General features: G+C 66.1%; 20 protein-coding genes. 8 read left to right on the forward strand and 12 right to left on the reverse strand.

The features are described from left to right. Positions 1-3 precede the first annotated feature (3 nt). The 4 genes from GL284_RS07260 to GL284_RS07275 are packed head-to-tail and all read right to left on the reverse strand — an operon-like array spanning position 4 to position 5,197. Positions 4-1,092: a glycosyltransferase gene (locus GL284_RS07260; RefSeq protein WP_230382937.1), complete on the reverse strand. Its 1,089-nt coding sequence runs from the start codon at positions 1,090-1,092 to the stop codon at positions 4-6. Continuing rightward, complete coding sequence (locus tag GL284_RS07265) at positions 1,089-2,063, reverse strand: glycosyltransferase family 2 protein (protein ID WP_155043925.1); 975 nt, start codon at positions 2,061-2,063, stop codon at positions 1,089-1,091. Before GL284_RS07265 ends, GL284_RS07260 begins: the two co-directional genes overlap by 4 nt. A 1-nt stretch (position 2,064) precedes the next feature. Then, entirely contained in the window at positions 2,065-3,201 is a 1,137-nt protein-coding gene (locus tag GL284_RS07270; protein WP_155043926.1) for a glycosyltransferase, read from the reverse strand. Next, positions 3,194-5,197: an HAD family hydrolase gene (locus GL284_RS07275; protein WP_155043927.1), complete on the reverse strand. Its 2,004-nt coding sequence runs from the start codon at positions 5,195-5,197 to the stop codon at positions 3,194-3,196. Before GL284_RS07275 ends, GL284_RS07270 begins: the two co-directional genes overlap by 8 nt. 383 nt (positions 5,198-5,580) lie before the next feature. Between GL284_RS07275 and GL284_RS07280 the strand changes: the two genes are divergently transcribed. The 5 genes from GL284_RS07280 to GL284_RS07300 all read left to right on the forward strand — a co-directional run bounded on the left by GL284_RS07280 (position 5,581) and on the right by GL284_RS07300 (position 11,556). Further along, on the forward strand, positions 5,581-5,814 hold the full coding sequence (locus tag GL284_RS07280) for an AbrB/MazE/SpoVT family DNA-binding domain-containing protein (protein ID WP_155043928.1): 234 nt from the start codon (positions 5,581-5,583) through the stop codon (positions 5,812-5,814). After that, on the forward strand, positions 5,811-6,218 hold the full coding sequence (locus GL284_RS07285) for a type II toxin-antitoxin system VapC family toxin (protein ID WP_155043929.1): 408 nt from the start codon (positions 5,811-5,813) through the stop codon (positions 6,216-6,218). The genes GL284_RS07280 and GL284_RS07285 overlap by 4 nt, the downstream gene beginning before the upstream one ends. Positions 6,219-6,311: 93 nt before the next feature. Next, positions 6,312-9,158: an FAD-binding and (Fe-S)-binding domain-containing protein gene (locus tag GL284_RS07290; protein ID WP_230382936.1), complete on the forward strand. Its 2,847-nt coding sequence runs from the start codon at positions 6,312-6,314 to the stop codon at positions 9,156-9,158. A gap of 26 nt (positions 9,159-9,184) precedes the next feature. Then, positions 9,185-10,333, forward strand: coding sequence for a CaiB/BaiF CoA transferase family protein (locus GL284_RS07295; protein WP_155043931.1), 1,149 nt, complete (start codon positions 9,185-9,187; stop codon positions 10,331-10,333). A 14-nt stretch (positions 10,334-10,347) separates the two neighbouring features. Beyond that, a complete protein-coding gene (locus GL284_RS07300; protein ID WP_155043932.1) occupies positions 10,348-11,556 on the forward strand; it encodes an acyl-CoA dehydrogenase in 1,209 nt (402 codons plus the stop codon). A gap of 50 nt (positions 11,557-11,606) precedes the next feature. Here GL284_RS07300 and efeO (GL284_RS07305) read toward each other — a convergent pair whose 3' ends face one another. From efeO (GL284_RS07305) to pobA, 5 genes are all read right to left on the reverse strand, one after another. Beyond that, positions 11,607-12,431 (reverse strand): iron uptake system protein EfeO, encoded by an 825-nt coding sequence (gene efeO, locus GL284_RS07305; protein ID WP_155043933.1) that lies wholly within the window; start codon positions 12,429-12,431, stop codon positions 11,607-11,609. A 44-nt stretch (positions 12,432-12,475) separates the two neighbouring features. Then, positions 12,476-13,792 carry an iron uptake transporter deferrochelatase/peroxidase subunit gene (efeB, locus tag GL284_RS07310; protein ID WP_155043934.1) on the reverse strand — a complete coding sequence of 439 codons (1,317 nt, stop codon included), beginning with the start codon at positions 13,790-13,792 and terminating at the stop codon, positions 12,476-12,478. Between the two features lies 1 nt (position 13,793). Next, positions 13,794-14,936, reverse strand: coding sequence for an iron uptake system protein EfeO (gene efeO, locus GL284_RS07315; RefSeq protein ID WP_155043935.1), 1,143 nt, complete (start codon positions 14,934-14,936; stop codon positions 13,794-13,796). Continuing rightward, on the reverse strand, positions 14,933-15,769 hold the full coding sequence (gene efeU / locus GL284_RS07320) for an iron uptake transporter permease EfeU (protein WP_155043936.1): 837 nt from the start codon (positions 15,767-15,769) through the stop codon (positions 14,933-14,935). The genes efeO (GL284_RS07315) and efeU overlap by 4 nt, the downstream gene beginning before the upstream one ends. Before the next feature lie 148 nt (positions 15,770-15,917). Continuing rightward, positions 15,918-17,087, reverse strand: a complete 1,170-nt coding sequence (pobA, locus tag GL284_RS07325; protein ID WP_155043937.1) for a 4-hydroxybenzoate 3-monooxygenase — start codon at positions 17,085-17,087, stop codon at positions 15,918-15,920. 92 nt (positions 17,088-17,179) lie between these two features. On the opposite strand from pobA, the gene GL284_RS07330 reads away from it, so the two are divergent. Beyond that, a complete protein-coding gene (locus GL284_RS07330) occupies positions 17,180-18,031 on the forward strand; it encodes a helix-turn-helix domain-containing protein (protein WP_196216718.1) in 852 nt (283 codons plus the stop codon). Between the two features lie 228 nt (positions 18,032-18,259). Beyond that, the gene (locus tag GL284_RS07335) at positions 18,260-19,651 is read left to right on the forward strand and encodes an ammonium transporter (protein ID WP_155043939.1); all 1,392 of its coding nucleotides are present in this window, start codon (positions 18,260-18,262) and stop codon (positions 19,649-19,651) included. Positions 19,652-19,700: 49 nt separating this feature from the next. Here the strand turns inward: GL284_RS07335 and GL284_RS07340 are convergent, their stop codons facing one another. After that, positions 19,701-20,333: a helix-turn-helix domain-containing protein gene (locus tag GL284_RS07340; RefSeq protein ID WP_155043940.1), complete on the reverse strand. Its 633-nt coding sequence runs from the start codon at positions 20,331-20,333 to the stop codon at positions 19,701-19,703. Positions 20,334-20,484: 151 nt separating this feature from the next. Further along, a complete protein-coding gene (locus tag GL284_RS07345; protein WP_155043941.1) occupies positions 20,485-21,957 on the reverse strand; it encodes an alanine/glycine:cation symporter family protein in 1,473 nt (490 codons plus the stop codon). Between the two features lie 195 nt (positions 21,958-22,152). Here GL284_RS07345 and GL284_RS07350 point away from each other — a divergent pair, with 195 nt between their 5' ends. Next, positions 22,153-23,460: a short-chain fatty acid transporter gene (locus GL284_RS07350; RefSeq protein ID WP_155043942.1), complete on the forward strand. Its 1,308-nt coding sequence runs from the start codon at positions 22,153-22,155 to the stop codon at positions 23,458-23,460. Between the two features lie 69 nt (positions 23,461-23,529). Here GL284_RS07350 and GL284_RS07355 read toward each other — a convergent pair whose 3' ends face one another. Further along, positions 23,530-25,194, reverse strand: a complete 1,665-nt coding sequence (locus GL284_RS07355; RefSeq protein ID WP_155043943.1) for a BCCT family transporter — start codon at positions 25,192-25,194, stop codon at positions 23,530-23,532. Positions 25,195-25,414: the final 220 nt, after the last annotated feature.

The following is a 25,414-nucleotide window of genomic DNA, read 5'->3' on the forward strand; positions in this document are numbered from 1 at the left end:
GCCTCAGGCCGCGTTCGCAGCCCGCCCCGCCATCGCGTCATGGTAAAGCGCCTGATACCCGTCCAGCATCCGGTCCAGCGAAAACAGCCGCTCGACACGGGCGCGGGGGATGTGGCGCGGGATCTTGACCGCCCGCGCGATGGCCTGCGCAAGAGCCCGCGCAAGATCCGGGGCGTCGGGCGCGGCATAGGCCCCGGCCTCGCCGATGACCTCGTCGACCGCGCCATTGCGGATCGCGGCGACAGGCAGGCCGCAGGCCATGGCCTCGATGGCGGCCAGACCGAACGGCTCGTCCCAAAGCGGCGTGAACAGCGCGACCGAGGCCCGACCGATCTGCTGTGCCAGATCATGGCTCTCAAGGTGGCCAGCATAGCGGATGCCCCCGCTCAGCACCGGGCGGATCTGGTCGCGGAAATAGCTCTCATCCTCGATCGCGCCAAACAGCGTCAGCGGGATGCCCGCCAGCCGGGCGGCGGCGATGGCCAGATGCGGACCCTTGTTGGGGGTAATGCGCCCGGCCCAGACCGCCTGACCATTGCCCGCCGCGCGAAACGGCCAGTCGGCAAGGTCGATGCCGTTCGACTGCACATGGGCCTGTGGCGGCGGGGCGGGCCAGTAATCGGCCAGATGCCGCCCTGTGCAGGCCGTTACCAACGACCAAGGCGCGACGCAGTCCTGCACCGCCTTGCGCAGCGTGTGAAAGGGCGGGACATGCAATGATGTCAGCATCGCCACGCGCTGCCACGCGGCGGTCTGCAAGGGCAGGGCGTGCAGGCCGTTATTGTGGATGATGTCGAAACCGCCCGCCAGAATGTCGCGCATCATGGCTTCGTGCCAGACCGACAGAAGGGCATTCAGCCTCTGGGTTCCGCGAAAGTCGTGCCATGGATAATCCAGATCGTAATGGCGCGGGATGACCGGATGCAGCGGCAGGCCGGGGTCGCTGTCGCCCGAGGCGAACAGCACCACCTCATGCCCGCGCGCCTGCAGGCCCCGCACCAGATGCCATGTATGCGCCTCCATCCCGCCCATGAACGGGCGCGTGATGGGATGGCGCAGATGGCCGATCACCGCGATGCGCAAGGCCCTCATCCCGCGGCCGGATGCAGCATGGCGCTTTGTGCCTGCCGCACGGCCTGATCGCGAGCGCTGCCCGTCTGCTCGGCCGAGATGCCCTGAAGCCGGTCCAGCACCCGCCGCGTATTGGCATAGGGCATGTGCGATTGCTGGCTGCACAGCGCGAAATCGGCCTCGGCGGGTTCGCGCAGGATCTGGATGCCCTGCGCGCCATTGCGGATCAGCCCCATCAGCTGGAAAGCATACAGCCAATGCTCCATCGTGCGGTGACCCCATTTCTGCGCAAAGATCTCGGCATTGCGGACCACCGAATGCAGGTGATGCACGGGCGGCATGAAATGCGGGTGATACTGGTGATAGACGCGTCCGCCCTTCATCCACCAGATCGGCACGCCGCTTTCCTGAAGCGCCTTGCCGAAATCGGTATCCTCGCCGCCATAGCCGCGATAGCTTGTGTCGAAACGCGGGCTGTCCTGCCAGCATTGCCGGTGCATGGCGAAGTTCAGGGACCAGAAGCAGCGATAATCGGGGCAGGGGGCAAGGTCGGTTTCGGGCGGCGCGGCGCGGTCGGAATGGCGCACCGCAAGACTGGCGAAACGGTCGAAATCCAGACCGTCGCGCGTCGCACCGCCCGGCAGATACAGCACCTCGCCCATGAACAATCCGCGCTGGCCCTGCATGCGGTCCAGATAGTCCTGCACGAAGCGCGGCTCGGGGATGCAGTCCACGTCGATGAACAGCAGGATATCGCCAGTGGCCGCATCCGCCGCCACATTGCGCGCCAGCGCCAGGGACAACTCGTCGCCGGACACGCGAAGCTGCCGGATCGGGAAATCGGTCTGGGGCAGGTCGGGATAGTCTTCCTGCTGCATGACGGCGATGACAAGCTCATCCGGGCGGCGCGTCTGCGCCTGAAGGCCAAGGATCAGGTTCGCCAGATGGGCCGCGCGCCCGCTTGCGATGGTCAGTGCCGAAATCCGGGTCATGTCATACCTCGAGGTGTTGGAAATCATTGTGCCACAGCCGCTGGGCCAGACTTTCCAGCCAGTCGGCTGCGTCCTGTGCCGGGCGGGGAGAAATCAGCCGCGCCTGTGCCGAGGGATCATGGCGGGCCAGCGCGGTCTGGACCGCCTTTGCCCAGCGATGGGCGCTGGCGGGCAGATGCGGCAGATGCAGCGCCGCGCCTGCGCGCGACAGCGCACGGGCCTTTTCCAGCTGTTCATCGAAATAGCGCCATTCCGGCACAACGATCCATGGCCGCCCCGCCGCCAGCACCTGCGCACAGGTCGTGTTCCCAGTCGAGGACAGCACCAGATCCACCGCGGCCAGATAATCCAGCGGGTTATCCACCCAACCGCGATGCTGAAGGTTGGCCCCGGCGGTTGCGTGCCAGTCGCTTTGGATCTTGCCGATGGTCAGCCATGTCCAGTCGGGCAGCGCCCGCGCCGCAATGCCCAGCGGCGCCAGCGCAAACCCGTCGCCGCCACCGCCAGACAGCACCAGCGCCAGCCGCGCCTTGGGCGCAAGGCCAAGCCGCAGCCGGGCCTGCTGGCGATCGGGCAGCGCCGCGGTCAGGCCCAGACCCGCGGCGAAATGCGTTTTCGCCCGCATCTGCGGCGTCCAGTCCGGCTGCGCCAAGGCGGCGGAAAACGGCGCCAGCAACCCGACCGCGCCGTCATAGGCCGCCCGGTGGCCCGCATCGACGCGATCCCCGTGTTGCAGCACCTTGACATGCGGGACCGAACAGATGCGCGCAAGCTGCGCGATCTCGGCCGAGACATCGCAGATCATCAGCGCCGGATCCGCTGTGGCGAACCATCCGGCGATCGTGCCCATCGTCTCGCGGATGCCGGGCCAGCCCAAGGGCGCACAATGCAGCGTCGCGGGCGCGGGCATGTCGTCCATATCAGTCTCATCGCCGCGGCGCTGAAACAGCGAGGGGATGGCGATCACGCGGGCATTGCCCGGCAAAGGCGGCAGGATATCGGGGCGGGCGCAGAAGACCGTGACGGGGCGATATGCGGGCAGCGCCTTGACTAGGGCCGCACAGCGCTCGGCATGGCCGCGACCCTGATGATGCACGAAATAACCGAAGGGGCGGGGCGATTGCGGCAGGTCACGCATGGGCCAGCCGGGCCCGGTCGATCAGGTGGCATTCAAGGCCGTCAAGCACGGCATCGGCATAAGACAGGCGGCTGCGCAGGATATGGCGTCCCGCTAGATCGGCCAGCTCGGAACAGGCATTGGCCGGGATGATGGCGCGACCGGCGGCCAGCAGCATGTCGGCATCATTGCCGCTGTCGCCTGCCGCAATGCAATCGGAGAGGCGCAAGCCGCGCCGCCGCACCTCGAACCGCAGGGCGGCGCCTTTGCCGCCATTCGGGGGCAGGATGTCGATGAACCGCCCATGCGAGGCGATGACCCGCGCCTGCAATCCCCGAACCATCAGGCGGTCGCGCAGCCGGATGGCCTCGGCGGCGGTTCCCAGCAGGCTCAGTTTCCAGCGCCGCTGTTCGTAATCGGCCTGCCAGCGGACCGGCTGGTCCTGCAGCGCCGCAAGGATGCCGGCGCGGTCCCAGTCTCGATCCAGCACCGCCGCATAATCGCGGCACAGCGCCAGCCGTCCCGGCGCGTCATGGCGCCAGATCTCGGTCCCGACCGAGGTGATGAACAGATCGGGCAGCGGCAGGTGCCATTCGTCCAGCACACGCCGCGCCTCGGGGACCGAGCGGCCGGTCGCCACGGCAAACAGCAGCCCCGGCGGGCGCTTGCGGTGCCAGTCGCAAAACCGCGCCGCCGCTTGCTTGCAGCCGGTCAGCGTGGCGTCGATATCGCTGGCAAGTATCGCGCTTGCACGCATCGGACCGGCGGCGCGGCCATGCAGCGTGTCGATGATGCGCGCGACCTGCGCCGCCCATTGCTGCCAGTCGAACTGGCCTGTCGCCCGCCTTTGTGCCTGCGCCGTCAGGGCAGGCGGCTGATCCAGCATCGCCATGCAGGCATCGGCGATGGCCGAAGGGTCATCCGGGTCGACCAGCGCGCCCGCGCCCAGCGTCTCCAGAATATCCACCGGTCCGCCATTGCGCGTGGCCACCAGCGGAACGCCGGCCTGCGCCGCCTCGATCAGGGTCAGGCCAAAGGGTTCGTGCAGCGCCGGGTTGATGAAGACACCGCCCTGCGCGGCCAAGGCGTAAAGCGAGCGCAGTTCGGTCGCATCATGGCGGCGCGGCACGGCGACGCGCCCCCACAGATCGGCGCGGTCGATGGCGTCGAACAGCTGCGCCACGACGCCGGGCTGCCCGGCATCCGCGCCCAGCATGCCGTCGCGCAGGCCGGGCAGGATGACCAGATTGGCACGGTCCTGCAGCATTTGCGCGCCCGCATAGGCCTGAACCAGCCGGATCAGGTTCTTTTTGGGCACGGCCCGCGCCACCGTCAGCAGGATCGGCTTGTCCGGTTGGCGCAGGAACGGCGCAATCAACCGTTTCGCGGGGTCCGGGCCGGGATCGTCTGCCATGGTCACGCCCGGATTGACCCGGTGGACCCGCCCGGCCCCGGCATCGCCGTAAGCCATGATCTGCCGCTCGGCCTCATCGCGGGATGACACGATGATCGCCGAGGCGGTGCGGATCGCTGCGGCCTCGGCCCGGATCCGGGGGGACTGCGCATCCAGCGCCTTCATCCTGCCCAAAGAATGTGGTGTATAAAGCCATGAAATTCCGAATTTTTGCTGCGCGGCCATGGCCAGCAGGGCGGCATCTGCAAAATGCGCGTGGATCACGTCGGGGCGATGGGGCATCCCGTCAAGAAGTTGCACAAACGCGCGCTGCAAGGCCGGAAGCTCGGCCTCGAGCGTTTCTTTGGACAGATAGGCGCGGTTTTTCGTCACCAGCCGAAGGATACGGCAGTTCTGGGACAGCGGCTCGACCGGGCGGGCATGGGACGGGTGCATGCCGTCAAAGGCGCGGGTCACGATATCGACCGTGGTGCCGGGTCGGGCGCATTGCGCGGCAGCGGCACCAAGGACATAGGCGATGTGACCGCCGGTATCCTCGGTCACGCCATATTGGATCGGCGGTGCCTTGAGGCAACCGCCGAGCGCGATGTGCATGATACGCATCCGCCACCCCTGAATTGTCGTGTGAAGTCGTGTGATCCTGTCCCGTTCGTGGGACGTGATTGCCAACCTCTGCCCGCGCTTGGGGGTTCCGGCGCGGCCGTCATTATAAATATATATCAGGCGGCGGATGGCCGGGGGATGGGCCGGTTTGCCTGTTCTTGAGGCGTAATGATGCAGGGTTTGGGTGGGCGAGGCTGCTGACCAGATCCGCTTCGGCCTTTCCCGCGGTCTGAAGATCGGCGCTCGGCTGGCACGGCAATCGTGGGCCGAGCATGGCGATGCGCATCCCCACGCGGCGCAAAACCCTCTCGCTGCGGCCACGTATCGCCATCTTGACACCCAACCGGACGGTATTACATCTGAGTAATACCAAGGAGCCAGCCATGCGTATCACCATCAAGGGTCAGGTCACCATCCCGCAGGAGATCCGCAACCTGGCGGGCTTTCATCCCGGAACCGAGGTCGAGTTCATCATGGGCGACGATGGCGTCGTCCGCGTGGTCGCGGCGGGGCGCGACCGTGATGCCGCCCGTCTGGGGCAGGCGATCCAGCGGCTGCGCGGCAGCGCCGACCGCGCGCTGAGCACCGAAGACATCATGGCGCTGACGCGGGAATGACCGCCGTCCTTGTCGATTCCAATATCCTGCTGGACATCGCCACCAACGATCCGGTCTGGGCGGGCTTGTCGGCGGCCGCGCTGCATCGGGCCGGGAAAAGCGCGCGGCTGGTCATCAACCCGATCATCTATGCCGAACTCTCCGTGGCCCATGCCCGGATCGAGACGCTGGACGACCTTTTGCCCGAGGATCTGTTCCAGCGCGAACCCTTGCCTTGGGCGGCAGGCTTTCTGGCGGGCAAGGCCTATCTGGCCTATCGCAGGCGCGGCGGCGAACGGCGCTCGCCTTTGCCGGATTTCTATATCGGCGCCCATGCGGCGGTGGCGGGCTATCATCTGCTGACGCGCGACAAGGGGCGTTATCAGACCTATTTCCCCAGCCTGCACCTGATCATGCCGCAATAGCTTGTTCGGATTTTCCGAACCTGCGTTCAGATCATTCCATTTTCCAGAACCGCGCTTTCGTGGTTCAAGGGCCGCAGCAGCAGCGAGGCCATGATGACCAGCCATTCCGCGATCCACCCTCTGACCGGCTTTGCGCAGGATCTGCGCGCCGCGGGCTTTCTGGGCGAGATCGACACCGACCGCGCGCTGCGGGCTGCCAAGTCGACGGATAACTCGGTCTATCAGATCACGCCCGATCTGATCGTGGCGCCGATGGATGCGGCGGATCTGGCGCGGCTGACGCAGGTGCTGGCCCGGCCCGGTTTCGCGGATCTGCACGTGACCGCGCGGGGCGGCGGCACCGGCACGAACGGCCAAAGCCTGAACCGTGGCATCATCGTCGATACCCGCCGCCACATGCACCGCCTGCTGGCCGTCGATGCCAAGGCGGGCTGGGCCGAGGTCGAGCCGGGCATGGTGCTGGACGATCTGAACGACCAGTTGCGCCCGCTGGGCTGGTTCTTTGCGCCGGAAACCTCGACCTCCACGCGCTGCACGATCGGGGGGATGGTGTCGACGGATGCCTCGGGGAAGGGGTCGCGGATCTATGGCAAGACCAGCGACAACGTGCTGGGGCTGGAAATCGCGCTGCCGCAGGGCCTTTTGTCAAGCCTTGCGCCGACGCCCGGCTGGGCCGCGCCGATGCTGGCGCGGGCCGAGGCGGCCGTGCGGGCGGGGCGGGCGGCCTTCATCGCCAACACGCCCCGGCTGAACCGGCGCTTTACGGGCTATGATCTGGAACGCGCCTGCCCCGAGGCGGGCGGCTTTGAATGGTGGCGGCTGTTTCTGGGGGCCGAGGGCACGCTGGGCCTGATCAGCCGCATTCGCGTCAAGCTGCGCCGCACGCCTGCCGAAAAGCGGCTGCTGGTCGCGGGGATCGACAGCTTCGCCCATGCGCTGGCCGCAGCCACCCCCTTGCTGGAGGCCGAGCCCACGGCGGTCGAGGTGATGGATGAACGCGTGCAGGCGCTGGCCGAACAGGCGGGGATCCTGTCGCGCCTGCCCGCCGCCTTGCAGGCCGGGGCGGGCCAGCGCATCGCCTATATCTTTGTCGAGTTCAACGGCGACGATGCCGCGCTGCTGGCCGGGCGCGTCGAACAGGCGCGCCGCATCGCCGCGACGCTGCCCGGTGCGGGCGCGATCCATGCCGCCGCCGATCTGGCCGAGATCCGCGAGCTGTGGGCCATCCGCTCGGCCGGGGTGGGGCTGCTGGGCAAGGTGGACGGTCGCGCGCGGCCGGTGGCCTTTGTCGAGGATTGCGTGGTGCCGCCGGAAAACCTGCCGGCTTTCGTGCATGATTTTCTGGCCGTGCTGACCGCGCATGGGCTGGGCTTTGGCATCTATGGTCATGTCGATGTCGGCTGCCTGCATATCCGCCCGGCGCTGGATATCGACGCGGATGCCGACCGTGCAAAGCTGGTCTCGGTCTCGGATGCGGTATTCGCGCTGACGCGCAAGCATGGCGGCATCTTCTGGGGCGAACATGGCAAGGGCGTGCGCGGCGCCTATCTGAAGGGCTGGATCGGCCCCGAGGCCTATGCCGCGCTGCAGGCCGTCAAGGCCGCCTTCGATCCGCAGGGCCGCTTCAATCCCGGCAAGCTGGTCAGCCCGCGCGACGATATCATGGGCATCGCCTCAACGCCGTTCCGCCCGTTCAACGCGCCAGAAGGAGACGCGCTGACCCGCGCCTTTCGCTGCAACGGCAATGCGCAATGCCTGAGCTATGCCGCCAGCACGCCGATGTGTCCGTCCTTCAAGGCGACGGCGGATCTGCGCCACAGCCCCAAGGGCCGGGCCGATGCGCTGCGCGAATGGCACAAAAGCCGCGACCCGGCGCTGGAGGCCGACCTGTTGGGCGTGCTGGATGGCTGTCTGGGCTGCAAGGCCTGCGCCTCAAGCTGTCCGGTGCAGGTCGATATTCCGACCATGCGCGGGGCGTTCTATGCCGATTACTTCGCCCGCCATGCCCGCCCGCTGGCCGACCGTCTGACGCTGCTGGCCGAACGCCACAGCGCATGGGCCGTGGCGATGCAGCCGGTTGCGGCGCCACTTTGGCCCATCGCGGCACGTCTGGCCGGGCGGCTGATCGGCGCGGTGGACATGCCCGACCGGCTGGCCCGCCGCCTGCCGCGCCGCTTGCGGCTGCGCGCCGCCGATCTGGCGCCGGGCGCGCCGCCGTTGCCGGATCGCAGCGTCATTCTGGTGCAGGACTGGTTTTCAGCGCTGTTCGATGGCGGCCTGCACCGCGACATGATCGCGGGGTTTCAGGCGCTGGGATACCAACCGCGCGTGCTGCAGATGCGCCCGGCGGGCAAGGCCGCGCAGGCCATGGGCCACCGCGCCGGGTTTCAGGCCATGGCCGCAAGGCTGGTCGCGCTGCTGGACGCTGCCGCCGCGACCGGCGCGCCGCTGATCGGCATGGACCCGGCCTTCGTCATGCAGTTGCGGCAGGATTACCCCAAGGCGGGGTTCAGCCCGGCGGCAGTCATGATGCCGCAAGAGTTTCTGGCCGCCCAGAAGCTGCCCGCCCGGACCTTGGCCCTGCGCGATGCCAGCCCCGTGCGGCTGATGATGCATTGCACCGAGGCCAGCGCCCGCCCCGCCGCCGCGCAGGAATGGGCGCGGGTCTTTGCCGCGCTGGCGATTCCGGTCGAGACGCCGGCCATCGGCTGCTGCGGCATGGCCGGGCTTTACGGCCATCAGGCGCGGCATCAGACCGTTTCGCGCAAGCTCTTCGAGATGTCGTGGCGCAAGCATGTGACAGATGACATGCAGCTGGGGGCCACTGGCTTTTCCTGCCGCTGTCAGGTGGAACGGCTGTCGCCCGCCAAGGCGCGGCATCCGCTGGGATTGATCGCGGCGGCGCTTGGCGCTTGCCCCCGCCCGAAAGCACAGGAATGATCGCCGGAACGCAAAGGGGGCAGGGGATGACGCAATCACCGTTGCAGGGGCTGAAGGTCGTGGAACTGGCGCGGATTCTGGCCGGGCCATGGATCGGCCAGACCCTTGCCGATCTGGGGGCCGAGGTCATCAAGGTCGAAGCCCCCGAAGGCGACGACACCCGCCGCTGGGGCCCGCCCTTCATCCAGCGCCCGCGCGCCGATGGCAGCATGGAAACCGTCGCCGCCTATTTCCACGCGGCCAATCGCGGCAAAAGTTCGGTGACCTGCGATTTTTCGGATGCGGCGGATCTGGCGCGGCTGAAGGCGCTGATCGCCGATGCCGATGTGGTGATCGAGAATTTCAAGCTGGGCGGGCTGGTGAAATACGGGCTGGATTACGACAGCCTTGCGGCGAAGCATCCGCGGCTGATCTATGCCTCGGTCACCGGCTTCGGTCAGGACGGCCCGCGCGCCGCGCAGCCAGGTTACGATTTCATGATCCAGGGCATGTGCGGCATCATGGACCTGACCGGCGATCCGCAGGGCGAGCCGCAGAAGGTCGGCGTGGCGTGGATCGACATCTTCACCGGGCTTTATGGCGTGATCGGCGTGCAGGCCGCCTTGGCCGAGCGCGAACGCTCGGGGCGGGGGCAGCGGGTCGATCTGTCGCTGCTGGATGTGGGCGTCGCGGTGCTGGCCAATCAGGCGGCGAACCTGCTTTTGGGCGGTGTCGCGCCGACGCGGTTGGGCAATGCTCATCCCAATATCGTGCCCTATCAGGTGTTTCCGGCGCAAGACGGCCATCTGATCGTCGCCTGTGGCAATGACCGGCAATTCGCCAGCCTGTGTCGCGTGCTGGGGCTGGAGGGGCTGGCCGACAATCCCGATTATGCCACCAACCCCGCGCGCGTGGCCAATCGCTCGGCGCTGGTCGGTCTGATCGCGGGGCGCACGGTCGCGCAAAGCCGCGCCGGTCTGATCGCGGCGCTGGATCGTGCGGGCGTGCCTGCCGGGCCGATCAATGGCGTCGCCGAAGCCCTTGCCGATCCGCAGATCGCCGCGCGGGGCCTGCGCATCGCGCCCGAAGGCATCGAAGGGCTGCGCGCGCCGCTGGTGTTTTCGCGCAGCGACCTGACCACCGACCGCGCCGCCCCCGCCCTTGGCGGCGGCGCATGGTCCTTTTCCAATTCCTGACAGGAGATGCCAGTATGGCTTTGAAACCGAAAGACGCCCCCGATCTTGGCCGCTTCGACTGGCAAGACCCGTTCCGGCTGGACGACCAGTTGACCGAGGAAGAGCGCATGTTGCGCGACGCCGCCCGCGCCTATGCGCAAGACAAGCTGCAACCCCGCGTCACCGCCGCCTATCGCGATGAGGTGACCGACCCCGAAATCTTTCGCGAAATGGGGCAGATGGGCCTGCTGGGCGTCACCATCCCCGAGGAATATGGCGGCATCGGCGCCTCTTATGTCGCTTACGGCCTTGTCGCCCGCGAGGTCGAGCGCGTGGACAGCGGCTATCGCAGCATGATGTCGGTGCAATCCTCTTTGGTGATGTATCCGATCTTTGCCTATGGATCCGAAGAACAGCGGCAGAAATATCTGCCGAAACTTGCCTCGGGGGAATGGATCGGCTGCTTTGGCCTGACCGAGCCGGATGCGGGCTCGGACCCGGCGGGCATGAAGACCGTGGCGAAGAAGGTAGCGGGCGGCTATGTGCTGTCGGGGTCGAAGATGTGGATCTCGAACGCGCCGATCGCGGATGTCTTCGTGGTCTGGGCCAAGTCCGAGGCGCATGGCGGCAAGATCCGCGGCTTCGTGCTGGACAAGGGCATGGCGGGCCTGACCGCGCCCAAGATCGGCGGCAAGCTGAGCCTGCGCGCCTCGATCACCGGGGAAATCGTCATGAACGCCGTCGAGGTCGGCGAGGACGCGCTGTTGCCGAATGTCGAGGGGCTGAAAGGTCCGTTCGGCTGTCTGAACCGCGCGCGTTATGGCATCAGCTGGGGCGTTCTGGGGGCGGCGGAATTCTGCATGCATGCCGCGCGGCAATACGGCCTCGACCGGCAGCAATTCGGCAGGCCCTTGGCCAATACCCAGCTTTACCAGCTGAAACTGGCCAATATGCTGACCGAGATCGGCCTTGGCCTGCAGGCCAGCCTGCGCGTCGGGCGGTTGATGGATGAGGCGCAGGCCGCCCCCGAGATGATCTCAGTCATCAAGCGCAACAATTGCGGCAAGGCGCTGGACATCGCGCGGGTGGCCCGCGACATGCATGGCGGCAACGGTATTCAGGAAGATTACCAGATCATGCGCCACGCCGCGAACCTTGAGACGGTGAACACCTATGAGGGCACGCATGACGTTCATGCGCTGATCCTTGGCCGGGCGATCACCGGGTTGCAGGCGTTCTTCTGAACCGCGCCGGATGAACGGCCCCAGCGCGGCGGGCGCAGGGGCCGATGCGGTCAGCTCAGCCCCAGCTTGCCGCGCAGGGTCGCCAGATCCTCGGCCAGCGTGTTGACCTTGGCCGAAAGCGCGTTGCGGTCGGCATCGGTCAGCTTTTCATACAAGACATAGCCGCCTTCGGGCGTCTGGTATTTGGCCAGAACCTCGTGCACGGCGGCGAAATTGCCATCGACCTTGCCGACGAATGCGGCATCGGTTTCGACCAGCGGGCGCAGCAGGGTATAGATCTTTTCCGCGCCTTCGAAATTGGCGTCGAAATCCCACAGGTCGGTGCGGCTGTAGCGGTCTTCCTCGCCCGAGATCTTGGTGGCGGCGACCTCTTCCATCAGCACGGCGGCGCCGCCGACCACGACTTCCGGCGGGAAGGTCAACGCGGTGATGCGGTCGTTCAGCGTCTTCACGTCGGCCAGAAGCTGGTCGGCATATTGCCCCAGACCCTCGGTCGAATTCTGGCTGAACAGCCCGTATTCAATGCGGTGGAAGCCGGTGAATTTCGGATCCTGCTCGGCCTGTTCAAAGTCGTCGGCGCGGGCGTCGATCGACACGTCCAGATCGGAAAACAGCTCGGCGATGGGTTCGATCTTTTCATAGCTGGTGCGGGTGGGTGCAAACAGCGTCTTGGCCTTGTCCAGATCGCCCGCCTTCACGGCATCGGTAAAGGCGGTTGTGTCCTCGACCAGCTTGGCGGTGTTTTCCGCCACATAGATCTTGTAGTCGGACAGCGGCCCGACCAGATCCAGCGAGGGATCGGCGGCCCCCGCGATGCCTGCCCAGCCGCCAAGCGCCAGGGCCAGTGCCGTCGTCTTCATGTAATGTCCGACCATGTTCACGCTCCATCGGTTCGGTTCAGGTTTCGGCTGGGCGGGCGTCAGGCCCGTCTGGCTGCGTCGATCAGTCCGCGGGCAAGATAGTCCCCGCCCTGCTGCCCGTTTTCGTCCCCGGCCACGCCGGGCGGGACGAAGAAATAGCCGCCGCCCACGGGTTTGATATATTCCTCGAGCGGCTCGCCGTTCAGGCGGTTCTGCACGGCGATGAAGCCCTGATGCAGGTCGCGCTGATAGCAGATGAACAACAGCCCCTGATCCAGCTGGCCGTTCTTCACCGCGCCGCGCGAATAGTTGAAGGGGCGGCGCAGGATCAGGTTCTGGTCGCTGGCAATATCGCGGGGATTGGCCAGCCGGATATGCGCGTCCATCGGCGTGGCAAGGCCCGCCGCGTCGGCGGCATAATCGGGGGGCTGGTGTTCGCTGGCCTGCGGTTGGTCCAAGGGCGCGCCGCTGTGCTTGACGCGGCCCATGATGCGTTCCTGTTCGCCCAAGGGCGTGCGGTCCCAGCGTTCGACGAAATTGCGGATGATGCGCACGGCCTGATAGCTGCCGCCCTGCGCCCATGCCGGTTCGCCTTCGCCCGCCCAGACGATGCGGTCCATCGCCAAGGCGTCATTGCTGTCGGGATTGGCCGAGCCGTCGCGGAAGCCCAGAAAATTCCGCGCGCTGGGGGTCGAGCCATCGGGCGCGGGCGGCACCGGCGGCACGGTGCCTTCGACCATCCAGCGCAGCACCAGAAACTCGGACAGGTTCTTCACCACATCGCGTAGGGCGTGGATATTGGTGTCCTGCAGATTGGCGCAGAATTGCAGTGAGATGTCGCCATGGCACAGATCCGCATCCAGCGCGTCATTGGGAAATTGCGCCATGCGGTCCAGCCGGGCGGGGCGCAGCGCGTCAAAGCCGTCGCGGTCAAAGAAGGACGCGCCAAGGCCCAGCGTGATCGTCAGATTGTCGGGGGCGATGACCGGACCCAGCAGGCCGGAATCGGCGGGCGGCAGGTTGGGATCGCGCGGGGGCACGACGCCGCCTTGCGTCAGAAAGGCCGCGCGTTCGGTCAAAAGCCGCAGCATGCGTTCCAGATCATCGACCGAGCCTGCCACCACATCGAAGGCCGCGACGATGCCCGCCGCCGGGCGGGGCGTGACGATGCCCGCCTGATGGCGGCCATGGAACGGCACGCGCCGGGCCGCCTGATCGGCCTGAACGCGCGGCGCGTCCTGCACGGCGGGCGGATCTGCGGGCGGATCTGCGGGGGCAGGGGCGGCGACAGGCGCGGCCACTTCGCCCCGCGCGACGGTGGCGGCACCGAGGGCCCCCAGACCCAGCAGCAGATCGCGGCGGTTCGGCCCGGTCATCTCAGTTGATCCCGATGACGGGTTGCAGCCTGCCGAAACTGTCGGAAAGCCGCGTCAGATCGGCGGCCAGCGTCTGGCGCGCCTGCGGCGGGACATCGTGATAGCTCGCATGCTGCGCCTGAAGCGCGCGGACGCCGTCCTGCGCCGTCTGCAGATCGCGCGCCAGATCGCGGTCCAGCCTTGGGTCGACGCTGGCGGCCACCTGCCGCAGCAGGTCGGCCAGCTTGGCGATGCCTTCCAGACTGGCCTGAAAATCCTGCAATTCATTGCCGGCATAGGGACTTTCGCCCTGCGGCACCTGCGCCTGCGCCAGTTGTCCCGCCATGTCGCCGGGCAGCGCGGTCAACAGCGCCGGGTCCAGCGGCATGGCCTTCAGCCGCGCCGCCAGATCGCGCAGATCCGCCACCAGCTTGTCCGCCACGGGTTGCAGGCCGTCGGTGCTGTTTTGCGCGAACAGCCCGTATTCGATACGGTGATAGCCGGTAAAACCGGGGTCGTTTTCGCGCCCCTGCAGATAGGCCGCATTCGGGTCGATGGCGTTTTTCAGGTCCGAGATGCGATAGGCCAGCGGCTCGATCCGGCGATAGGGCAGGCGGGCCTGCCGCCATGCCGCGCGCGCGGCGTCCAGATCGCCCTTGGCGATGGCATCGCGCAGCGTTTCGGCGGATGTGACGGCGGCATTGCCCTGCATCACCAGATAGACGCGATATTCCGACAGCGGCCCAAGGAACTTGCGCAGCGTGACCTCGGATGCCGCCGCCGCAGCCTCGTCCGAGGCGGTGACGGTCAGCGTGCCGCGCGGGTTCGACAACAGCCCGCAGGTCATGGCGTATTCGCCCGGCGCCAGCGCGACCTGCAGATTGGCGCGAAAGCCCGGCGCGATGTTTTCACGTTCGGCCACGACCATCACGCCATTCAGGATTTCCCATTCGATGGGCCGGTCCGAGGCATTGACGATTTCAAAGCTGCGCTGCCCGCCCGGAACGGTGATGGCATTGGGCTGGCAGGTGGCGGCATCGACCGTGACCAGCCGGTCGGCGGCGGTCCGGGTCTGTTGCTGCGAGGCATACCAGAAGGCGGCACCGCCCGCGACGCTCAGCGCGACGGCACCGGCAATGCCGAAGTGAATGGCGCGCAGGCTCATTTCTGCTCCATGGGTTTCAGGCGTGCGGGTGGTGGCGCGGCGGGGCGCAGAAACAGCGGCAGCATGACGACAAGAAAGCCCGCCCATGCCAGACACTCGCCCAGACTGGGGGCCTCGCGATAGCCCAGAAGCCCGGCCAGAACCGTGCCCAAGGGGCTGGATTCGGGCAGGACCGTGCCAAGATCATAGACCGGGCCTTGCAGCGCGTTCCACAGCCCGGCTTCGTGCAGGGCCTTGACGGCGCTGGCAAAAAGCCCGGCTGCGACGAACAGGATGAAGATGCCGGTCCAGCGGAAGAACCGCCGCAGATCCAGCCGCAGCGCGCCCGCATAGATGCCCCAGCCCGCGCCGATGGCGACCAGCAGCCCAAGCGCTGCGCCGAAGGGGGCCGCGCCGTCGCGGCTTTGCTGAAAGATCGCCAGCAGAAAGAACACCGATTCCAGCCCCTCGCGCGCGACGGCCAAAAACACCATGCCGATCAGCCCCCATGTCGCAGCGCGGCGGTCCAGCGCCGCATCGACCGAGGCCTGCAATTCCCCCCGGATCGACCGTGCCGCCCGGCGCATCCAGAAGACCATGCCGACCAGCACGGCAACGGCGATCAGGGCGATGATCGCCTCGAACAGTTCCTGCGCTTTTTGCGGGAATTGCGCGCTGGCAAGTTGCAGCGCCGCGCCGGTGAACAGCGCAAGCGCAATGGCTAGAAACACGCCGACCCAGATGGCGGGCAGCCATTCACGCCGCCCGGTCTGGCGCAGATAGCTGGCGATGATGCCGACGATCAGGGCGGCCTCCAGCCCTTCGCGCAGCATGATCAGGAATGGTGCAAGCATGGCACGCCCCAGTTGATGTCGTGGTGCGAATCCGGCGCGACTGGGAACGCGGACGGAAGGGCATCGCGGCAAGACAGCCGCAAGCTGCGGCGGGTGAATCAATAGCCCGCCGCCTGGTTTTGTCAATCCAGACTAAAAGGGTCACTATCTAAAAGGGCAGGCCGACATAGTTCTCGGCCAGATCGCGGCGCGCGGTTTCCGAGCTTGCCAGATGCGCAAGGCTGGCGCGGCGCATCTGTTCGGCAAAGCTGTCCTCGCCCTCGAAGCGGTGCAGCATGGTGGTCATCTGCCACGAAAAACGCATGGCTTTCCAGATACGTTGCAGCGCGCGTTCGGAATAGGCGTCGATGCCGCCGTCGCTGTTTTTCAGCAGCGCCTGCGTCAGCGCATCATGCAGGTAATACACGTCCGAAACCGCAAGGTTCAGCCCCTTGGCGCCGGTCGGCGGCACGATATGCGCGGCGTCCCCCACAAGAAACAGCCGTCCCCAGCGCAGCGGTTCGCTGACGAAGCTGCGCAGCGGCGCGATGGATTTCTCGATCGAGGGGCCGGTGACAAGGCGGTCGGCCGCTTCCGAGGGGATGCGGCGGCGGAACTCGGCCCAGAAGCGGTCGTCGGGCCAGTCCTCGGGCCGGTCGGTCAGCGGCACCTGCACATAATATCGCACCAGCGACTGGTTGCGCATCGAGGCCAGAGCAAAGCCATGCGGCGAATTGGCATAGATCAGTTCGTCATGCACCGGGGGCGTGCGCGACAGGATACCCAGCCAGCCGAAGGGATAGACACGTTCAAACTCGCGGCGCTTTTGCTCGGGGATGGTCTGGCGGCTGACGCCGTGAAAGCCGTCGCAGCCCGCGACATAGGCGCAGGTCAGGCGGTGGCGCTGGCCGTTCAGCGTGTATTCCACCGCGGCCTGCGGCTGGTCCAGATCGTGGATGGTGACATCCTGCACGCCGTGGACGATGCGCGTGCCCATGGCGTCCTGCGCATCGTAAAGGTCATGCGTCACCTCGGTCTGGCCATAGACCATGACCTGTTTGCCGGTCAGCGCGCGAAAGTCGATATGCACCATCAGATCGGCATCGGTCAGATAGCAGCCGTCATGGGGCAGCCCTTCGCGGTCCATGCGCGCGGCCACGCCCGCCTCGCGCAGCATCTGCACCGTGCCCCATTCCAGAATGCCCGCCCGGATGCGCGACAGCACATGATCGCGCGAGGATCTTTCAAGCACGACGGTCGCAACGCCCGCGCGGTTCAGAAGCTGCGACAACAGCAGCCCGGACGGCCCGCCTCCGATGATGACGACCTGTGTATCCATGGCTTTGCCTCCTCCTGTGATCCAAAGAGGCATAGCGCCGCCGCGCGGTGCAAGGAATGGACGCGCGCGGCAAAGACTTGTATCAATCGTGCATGGTGGCATCTGGCAACATTCCGGTTTTCGACCTGTTCGGGGAAACCTCGGACTTTCCGGACGTGGTGCATTGCGAACGCATCAGGGACCGGGCGCGGCTGCATGACTGGGTGATCGCGCCGCATCGGCATCGCGATCTGGCGCAGATCCTGCTGATGGAACAGGGCGAGGCCGAGGTCAGTCTGGACGGCAGGCTGCGCGGTCTGCGCGATGGTCAGTTCGTCTATATCCCTGTGCCGGTGGTGCATGGCTTTCGCTTCCGGCAGGGTGCCGAGGGGATGGTGCTGTCCTTTCCGCGCAATGTGCCTGCCGGGCTGCGCGCCAGCGGCGCGGATCTGGACCGGCGGCTGTCGCGCCCGATCAAGGCTGCGGCCAATGCGCATCTGACCGGCCTTGGCCGGATGCTGGCGCAGGTCTTTGCCGCTCCGGGCAGTTACCGCGCGCAGATGCTGGTGGCGCTGTCGCATGCCATTCTGACCACCATCTGCGAGATTGACCGCGCCAGCGATGCCGACAGCACCGATGGCGCATCGCGGCGCATGTCGGAATTTCACGCGCTGGTGCTGCGCCATATGGCCGACCGCTGGCGGCCCGGCGATTATGCCGGGGCCATGTCGATCACCCCCGGACATCTGAACCGGCTGTGCGGGCAGGCGGCCGGGCAATCGGCATCGGCCTATGCCGAGGCGCTGGCGATGACCGAGGCCTGCCGTCTGCTGGCCTTTACGCAACTGCCCGTGGCCGAGGTGGCCTATCGGCTGGGCTTCGACGATCCGGCGCATTTCTCGCGCCGGTTCCGCATCGCGCGGGGCGACACGCCATCGGCCTATCGCGCGCGGTTTCACGGCTAGGGCGGTAACGGTCTGGCGCGGCAGGCAGAATCGCGCCTTGTGCTGCCCGAGTTGGTGGCATGGGCGCTGGTTCTGTTCCGTCGCTGTCGCGATTGTAAGCAAACTGATGCCGCAGGCGGCAGTTTCGCGGAATCCGCGGCGATTGCGCTTCTTGCGCAAGAAGAAACTTTCTTTCCCGGCGCAGTGTTCCATCATCAGCCCATCATTTTGCCATGATGGGTATCTGCAATGAACCTAAGGAAAGCCTGCCTTCCGGCCACGCTTCTGGCCACCTTCCCGATTCTTGCCCATGCACAGGACGCCGCGCCGGTGCTGAGTGCCGGTGACACCGCCTTTGTTGCCACCTGCGCGCTGATCGTCATGTTGATGATGCTGCCGGGGCTGGGGCTGTTCTATGCCGGCATGACGCGCAGCAAGAACGCGCTGTCCGTGCTGACACAGATTTTCGCCTCGATCTCGCTGATCTGCGTGCTGTGGATCTTTTTCGGCTATTCGCTGGTCTTTGACGGCGACACCTCGCTGAATGCGGTGATCGGTGGCACGGCCAAGTTCTTCCTTGCGGGCGTGTCGCAGGACAGCATGGTGGGCACGATCCCGGAATATCTGTATATCCTGTTCATGATGATGTTCGCGGCCATCACGCCGCCGATCATCGTGGGTGCCTTTGCCGAGCGGATGAAGTTCCGCGCCGTGCTGGTCTTCATGGCGATCTGGCTGATGATCAACTATGTGCCCATGGCGCATATGGCCTGGGGCGGCGGCTGGGTGTTCAATGTCGGCGTGCTGGACTTTGCGGGCGGCAACGTCGTTCACCTGAACGCAGGCATGGCCGCGCTGGTCTGCGCCTTGGTCGTGGGTCCGCGCAAGGGCTATGGCCAGACGATGATGGCGCCCCACAACATGACGATGACCTATACTGGCGGCGCGATGCTGTGGGTGGGCTGGCTGGCGTTTTGCGGCGGCTGTGCGCTCGCGGCGAACGGTTTCGCTTCGATGATCATGCTGAACACCATGCTGGGCGGTGCCGCAGGGGCGCTTGGCTGGATGGTGACCGAGATGATCCACCGCAAGAAGGCCAGCACCTTCGGTCTGGTCTCGGGCGCGATCGCGGGTCTTGTCGCCATCACCCCGGCCTGTGGCTTTGTCGGTCCGGCGGGCGCGGTGGCGGTCGGTTTCCTGACCGCCCCGGTCTGCGTCTTTTCCGTCGAGGTGGTCAAGCGCCGCTTCGGCTATGACGACAGCTTCGACGTGTTCGGCGTGCATGGCGTCGGTGCGGTTGTCGGCGGCGTGCTGACGGTGATCTTTGCCGCGCCGTCGCTGGGGGGCACGGGCTTTCCCGAAGGTCGCACGATGATGGGCCAGATGGTGCCGCAACTGGCGATCATGGGCTTCAGCATCCTTGTGTCGCTGGTGACCACCTATATCGCGCTGAAAGTCACGGGCGCGCTGGTCGGCCTGCGCGTCGATGCCGAAACCGAGTTCGACGGTCTGGACACCAGCGAACATGGCGAGGTCGGCTATCGTCTGGGCGACGGCGTCTATGCCGGTGCGCCGGTGCCCCTGCAGACCGAGGGCAAGCCCGTGCTGCAAAGCGCAGGCGTCGCTGCCGTCTCGAAATAACCTGCCGGGCAGGATGCCATGGACCGGGTGCCGCAAGGCGCCCGGTTTTTCATTTGCTTTGCGGATAGGTGATGATCGACAGGTATTTCGCCGGAAGCTGGATCAGGTCCACCGGACCATGCGGCGCGTCGGCATCAAACAGCAGCGTATCGCCCGGCTCCAGCCGATAGACCTGTTCGCCGTGGCGATAGCCGACGGTGCCTTCCAGCATATACAGCATCTCGATCCCTTCGTGCTGGAAGGTCGGGAAGCGGTCGCTTTCGGTGGACAGCACGATCAGATAGGGCTCGACCACCACGCCCGAGCTATTCGAGCCGATATGGCCCAGCAGGTGGTATTGATGCCCGGCCCGCGTCCCGGCGCGTGGAGTTTCGACGCCTTCGCCGGATTTGACATGCATGGCCCCGCGCGGTTCGGCATAGCCGTCGAACAATTGCACCAGCGGCACGCGCAGCGCATTGGCCAGCGCCTGCAGCGTGCTGAGCGAGGGCGAGATGACGCCGTTTTCGATCTTGGACAGCATGCCGATGGAAATGCCGGTCTGCTGGGCCAGATCCGACCCGGTCATGCGCTGGCGCTTGCGCAGATCGCGCACGACGCGGCCAATGGCGACTTCAAGATTGCGTTCGGGCGTGTCGCGCAGCGCATGCGGGTTCTGGATCAGCTTCTCGGATTCGGACATGCGGTCTGGCGGGCCTTTTTTTCTTGTGGGGAAAGTCCAGAATGCGCGCTGGCCGGGGCGAATACAAGCCTTGCTTGCGCGACACGTCCCGCGCCCGGCGGCTGGGGTGAACGGAACATCCCGGCAGGGGGGCTGCCGGGATGTCGTTGTCTCAGCGATGGACCGAGCGTTCGGACCGCTTCCAGTCCTCCCATCCCGGCTGGCCCTGCATGAAGGCCTCGATCTGGTCGCGGTTCGCTTCCAGCCGGGGATCGTGGCGCAGATAGTGGCGGGTCTCGCGCGCGATCAGGCCCGACAGGATCAACAGGCCGATCAGGTTCGGAATGGCCATCAGCCCGTTCATCACGTCCGAGAAGTTCCACACCACGCCCAGCTGCACCGTGCAGCCGAAATAGACCACCAGCGCGAACAGGATGCGGAAGGGCATGACGCCGCCGCGCCCGACCAGCCGTTCGATATTGCGCTCGCCGTAATAGGCCCAGCCAAGGATCGTGGAATAGGCAAACAGCACCAGCCCCACGGTGACGATCCAGTGGCCCCATTGGCCGGGCAGCCCATGCGTGAAGGCCTGACCCGTCATGATCGCCGCCGAGATCTGTTCGCCCGTCGCCGGGTCTGTCTCTTGCCAGACGCCGGTGGTGACGATGACCAGCCCGGTGCAGGTCACGACGATGATGGTGTCGATAAAGGTCTGCGTCATCGACACCAGCCCCTGCCGCACCGGATGCGTCGTCTGCGCCGAGGCCGCGGCGATGGCCGCCGAGCCCATGCCGGATTCGTTCGAGAAGATGCCGCGCGCCACGCCGTATTGCACCGCGATCATGATGGTCGAGCCCAGAAAGCCCCCGACAGCCGACGTGCCGGTGAACGCCTGCCCGAAGATCTGGCCAAAGGCCGCAGGCACGTCGGCGATATTGACGATCAGGATATACAGCGCGCCCAGCACATAGAACAGGATCATCGCCGGCACGAAGCCCGCCGTGACCTTGCCGATGGATTTGATGCCGCCGACCAGCACCAGCAGCGTCATCGCCGCCAGCACCGCCCCCGTCGCCCATGTCGGCACGGCAAAGCTGCGTTCGAGGTTCGAGGCGATGGAATTGCCCTGCGTCATATTGCCGATGCCGAAGCAGGCGCAGACGGCGAAGACCGAAAAGGTCAGCGCCAGCACCTTGCCGAAGCCGCCGGGGATGCCGCGTTCAAGGTAATATTGCGGGCCGCCGGATTTCTCGCCTGCGGTGTCGGTGGTGCGGAAGCGCACGCCCAGAAACGCCTCGGAATATTTCGAGGCCATGCCCAGCAGCGCGGTCATCCACATCCAGAACAGCGCGCCGGGGCCGCCGATGCCGATGGCGGTTGCCACGCCGACGATATTGCCGGTGCCGACGGTCGCGGCCATGGCCGTGGTCAGCGCCTGAAACTGCGAGATGTCGCCTTCCGCACCGTCATCCTGCCGCTTGATCAGCCCCAGCCGCAGCGCCGCGCCCAGCCGCAGGAACTGGATGCCGCCCAGCCGGATCGTCAGATAAATGCCCGTGCCCAGCAGCAGGGGGATCAGCAGAAACGGCCCCCATACGATCCCGCCGATGGTGCCCAACAGCTCTTCCAGACCGCTCAAATCCATTTTTCCTCCGCAGAAATGTCGATTTTTGGGGATATGTCTGCGAGCCTGACCTTGTTTGTCAACCTTTCAGGGCGGCGGGTGCGGGGCCAGTGCCGGGCAGGTGCGCGCGCGGCCAGCCTGCGCGGTCTGGTCGATTTGCGGTTGAATCCCCGGCCAGCGCCCTCACACTTGGCCGCAACCGCGTGAGGAGGAAACATGCTGAACGTCATATCCCGGCCCCTGGTCCGGCTGGTCGACCGCTGGTTGCCCGACCCCTATATCTTCGTCGTCATCCTGACCCTTGTCGTCATGGTCGCAGCCATGGGCATCGAGGGACATTCGCCCATGGCCGTGGTCGGGATGTGGGGGACCGGGTTCTGGGAGCTTTTGTCCTTTGCCATGCAGATGCTGCTGGTGCTGGTCACCGGCTACATGATGGCATCGACCCCGCTGGTGCGGCGCATTCTGGAGCGGCTGGCCGATCTGGCCCGCACGCCCGGCGCGGCGATCCTGCTGGTCAGTTTTGTGTCGCTGACGGCAAGCTGGATCAACTGGGGCTTCGGTCTGGTGGTCGGCGCGCTGTTTGCCAAGGCGCTGGCCCGCAAGGTGCGGGTGGATTACCGGCTGCTGGTCGCCTCGGCCTATTCGGGGTTCATCGTCTGGCATGGCGGTCTGGCAGGCTCGGTCCCGCTGGCGATTGCCACGGCCGGGCACCCGTTCGAGGGCGTGATCGGCGTCATCCCGACCGACCGCACGATCTTTGCCGCCTATAACCTGTTCATCGTCATCGCGCTGTTCATCGCCGTGCCGCTGGTCAACCGCATGATGATGCCGCGGCCCGGCGAAGAGGTGTTCGTCGATCCCGAAAAGCTGGCCGAGCCCGAACTGACCGACACCGCCGCCACCACCCCGGCCGAGCGGATGGAAAACAGCCGCGTTCTCAGCTGGCTGATCGGTGCTGCGGGACTGGCCTATCTGTTTCAGTATTTCGCCAATTCCGGCACGCTGACGCTGAATGTGGTGAATTTCCTGTTTCTGATCGTCGCCATCGTGCTGCACGGCACGCCGCGCCGCTTGCTGGCCAGCCTGAACGAAGGCGTCAAGGGCGGCGCGGGCATCGTGATCCAGTTCCCGTTCTATGCCGGGATCATGGCAATCATGCTGAATTCCGGTCTGGCCGAGACGATCTCGATCTGGCTGACCTCGTTTGCCACCCCGGACACCTTCGCCTTCTGGACCTTCATGAGCGCGGGGCTGGTCAATTTCTTCGTGCCCTCGGGCGGCGGGCAATGGGCGATTCAGGCCCCGGTCATCCTGCCCGCCGCCGAGGCGCTGGGGGTCGATGCCGCCCGTGCCGCCATGGCGGTCGCGTGGGGCGACAGCTGGACGAACATGGTGCAGCCGTTCTGGGCGCTGCCGATCCTTGGGATCGCGGGCCTGAAGGCGCGGGATATCATGGGGTTCTGCACGCTGCATCTGGTGCTGTCGGGCATCATCATCTCGATCGGGCTGACGTTCATCTAAGGCGTGCCAGCCGCGAGGAATGTGGAAATGGGCGGATCGTCTCCGCCCATTTCGCTTTGGTCGAACGCCTTAGGAAAGCTGGCGCTTTTCGGCCATCAGGCCCTTCAGGATCGCCCAGCACGCGCCCAGAAGCACCAGCGTGAAGGGCAGCCCGGTCGAAACGGCCATGGCCTGCAAGGCCGCCAGCCCGCCCCCCAGCAGCAGCGCGATGGCCACAAGCCCTTCGAGGCTGCACCAGAAGACGCGCTGCGCCACCGGCGCATGGATCTTGCCGCCTGCGGCAATCGTGTCGATCACCAGCGAGCCGGAATCCGACGAGGTGACGAAGAACACGATGACCAGAACGATGCCGATGAAGCTGGAAATCGCGGTCAGCGGCAGTTGCGACAGCATCTGGAACAGTTGCAGCTCCAGCGCCGCGTCGGTGACGCCGGTGAAACCGGCCAGCGTCTCGGTAATCGCGGTGCCGCCGAAGGCCGTCATCCACAGGACCGAGATCAGCGAGGGCACGATCAGCACGGCCATCAGGAATTGCCGCACCGTCCGGCCGCGCGAGACGCGGGCGATGAACATGCCGACAAACGGTGACCAGCTGATCCACCACGCCCAATAGAACGCCGTCCAGCCTTGGCGGAAGTTGTCGTCGTCGCGGCCAAAGGGGTTCGACAGCGGCACGATATGCGTGGCATATGCGCCCAGATTGCCGAAGAACCCGCTGAGGATCTGCCAGGTCGGCCCGGTGAAGATCACGAACAGCAGCAGCAGGACAGCCAGGATCATGTTGATCTCGGACAGGCGCTTGACGCCTTTTTCCACGCCCAGCACGACCGAGGCCATGGCAATGCCGGTGATGACCACGATCAGGATGATCTTGGCGGTCATCGCCGTGCTCCAGCCGAACAGGAAGTGGAACCCTGCCGAGGCCTGCTCGGCGCCGATCCCCAGCGAGGTGGCCAGCCCGAACAGCGTCGCCATCACCGCCAGCACGTCGACGACGTGACCCGGCCAGCCCCACACCCGGTCGCCCAGAATGGGATAGAAGACCGAGCGCAGCGTGAGCGGCAGACCCTTGTTATAGGCGAACAGTGCCAGCGCCAGCGCCACCACCGCATAGATCGCCCAAGGATGCAGGCCCCAGTGAAAGATCGTGGCGGCCATCGCCAGACGCCGCGCGCCCATATCGTCGCCAGCCGCCCCGTCCAATGGCGCCCAATCCGTGCGCACGCCGTTTTCGACCACCGGCCCGCCCAGTGCGGCGGTGAAATGGCCCAAGGGCTCGCTGACGCCATAGAACATCAGGCCGATGCCCATTCCGGCGGCAAACAGCATCGAAAACCAGCCGGTCAGGCTGAAATCCGGCGTGGCCTCGGGGCCGCCCAGACGGACCGAGCCCAGCGGCGACAGGATCAGGCCAAGGCACAGCAGCACGAAGATGTTGCCCGCAATCAGGAAGAACCAGTCGAAATTGCCGGTGACCACATCGCGCAACCCGCTGAAGAACGGCCCCAGCGCCGAGGGAAACAGCAGCGTCGCCGCGGTAAAGATCACCACGGCGATGCCCGAGATCATGAAGACGGGATTGTGGATGTCGAAGGCGACGGGTTTCACGCCCTCGATATTGTCCTGACCGACTTCGTAATCCGTCTGGATGATCTGCGTGGGGCCTTCGGGCGGCGGCAGGGCCTCGATGCCCGGATCGGCGGCGTTGGTGTCTGATGTGCTTGTCTGTGACATGCGTCCCTTTCTCATGAGTTTGATCGGGCGCCGAATGCTTCGACTCGGCGCAGTCGCGCCTGAACACAAGGGTTTCACGATTTCTTTACGAATGCCATCCGCAGCCAGCGAATAGGCGCGACATCGCGGCAGGATTGCCAGCATGGGGCCGGATAACGGGAACGCGGCGGCGGCCATGGCGAAGGGGCCGGCCCATAAGAAGGCCGGCCCCGGTTTCAGG

Origin of the sequence: Paracoccus shanxieyensis, assembly GCF_009711265.1 — a bacterium.
Classification (GTDB): Bacteria; Pseudomonadota; Alphaproteobacteria; order Rhodobacterales; family Rhodobacteraceae; genus Paracoccus; species Paracoccus shanxieyensis.